Here is a 1,662-nt window from a genome sequence, read left to right as displayed (position 1 = left end):
GTCACTACCATCGCCGTCGCATGGCGGAAAATGAGGTCAAGAATGCGTAGCGGCCTTTCCCGTTCGATCCTTGTCGGCGCGGCACTCATCGCGGCCGTTGCGCTGGGCGCCTGCCGCGATAGCGGCAATGACGAAGGCAAGCTGTTCGAGATTTCCGGTAAGATATTCGTCTTCAACTACCGCCTCGCAAGGGCCACTTATGTAGTGACCCTGCGGCCGCTGAAGCCGATGGGAGAGGGCCAGGTCGCGGTCGCCAGCTTCCAGGATCCCGCCGGCGGCGCGCCTCTGGTCGTCGAGCAGAAGGTCTGGCCGAAGCTCGACAAGGTGACGCTGGAGAGCCCGGCACTGACCTGCGTCGTCAAGAACAAGCCCTATGCGATTGCCATCAGCGTCAAGGGCGCCGACGGCGCGGTCCTGCAGAAGATCGATACCACGCTGATGTCGACGGAAGACCAGTCGATCCTGCCCGACCGGCCGCTGGTCATCGACCAACTCTACACCGCCAATCCCGATCTCGTCGGCCATCCCGACGGCAAGCTGCCGGGCGAACCGAAGCCGGATTGCTCGAAGGGCGGCTGATGCGGCGCGGTCGCCCGGACCGCAGCTGAAATTTTCGTGCGCAGGGCAATGTCCACGGATCGGTTTCATACCCGATTCAGGATGGCCGCGGACGGTTCGTTGCGCGTTGCCTGGCATCTGCGATTTTGTTTGACCTGCCTTGCAAGGGGAGAAAGGATGCGTCATCCGACCCCGACGTTGGCTGCCTGCCCCGCGTGGCCTCCGCAGAGGAAATGCCTGATGACGCTGCACGACGTCGCGCTCGACGACAAGTTCGATCTCGCAAAGGAGCGCATCTTCCTGTCTGGCGCGCAGGCGGTCATTCGCATGCTGCTGATGCAGCGCGAGCGTGATCGCCGCGCCGGCCTGAACACGGCCGGCTTCGTCTCCGGCTATCGCGGTTCGCCGCTCGGCGGCCTCGACATGCAGCTTTGGAAGGCGAAGAAACAGCTCGCCCAGGCTGACATCGTCTTCCAGCCGGGTCTCAACGAGGAGCTTGCCGCCACCGCTTGCTGGGGAACGCAGCAGACGGAACTGCTGGGCGAGGGCACTCATGACGGCGTCTTTTCGGTCTGGTACGGCAAGGGACCGGGTGTCGATCGCTCAGGCGACGTGTTCCGCCACGCCAACCTCGCCGGATCGTCGAAGCATGGCGGCGTGCTTGCGCTGATGGGCGATGACCATATGGCCGAATCCTCGACCAATGCGCACGCCACCGAATTCCTGTTCGTCGACACGATGGTGCCGATCCTCAATCCCGCCGGTGTCCAGGAGATCATCGATTACGGGCTCTACGGCTTTGCCATGTCGCGCTTTGCCGGTACCTGGGCGGCGATCAAATGCGTCAAGGATAACATCGAATCGACCGCCTCGGTCGATGCCGCGCTCGAGCGGCTGAACATCGTCGTGCCGGATTTCGACATGCCATCAGGCGGTCTCAACATTCGCCACGAGATCGATATGCTCGGTCAGGAGGAGCGGCTGCATGAGCACAAGCGCGCCGCGGCTTCCGCCTTCATCCTTGCCAACGGGCTGAACCGCATCGTCTATTCGGGCGGCCGCAACCCGAAGATCGGCATCATCACGCTGGGCAAGAGCTATCTC

The 1,662-nt window shown here is 63.1% G+C and carries 1 protein-coding gene and 1 pseudogene; both read left to right on the top strand.

The window, feature by feature from the left end:
- The first annotated feature begins 42 nt into the window (after positions 1–42).
- The gene (locus EN750_RS33210) at positions 43–579 is read left to right on the top strand and encodes a hypothetical protein (RefSeq protein WP_127399183.1); all 537 of its coding nucleotides are present in this window, start codon (positions 43–45) and stop codon (positions 577–579) included.
- 219 nt (positions 580–798) lie between these two features.
- Positions 799–1,662: pseudogene (locus EN750_RS33205) on the top strand (indolepyruvate ferredoxin oxidoreductase family protein); the annotation flags it as partial.

The organism is Mesorhizobium sp. M7A.F.Ca.ET.027.03.2.1, from assembly GCF_003999175.1.
GTDB lineage: Bacteria > Pseudomonadota > Alphaproteobacteria > Rhizobiales > Rhizobiaceae > Mesorhizobium.
The sequence above is the reverse complement of the archived record's forward strand: the minus strand, read 5'-3'. Positions and strand labels throughout refer to the sequence as shown.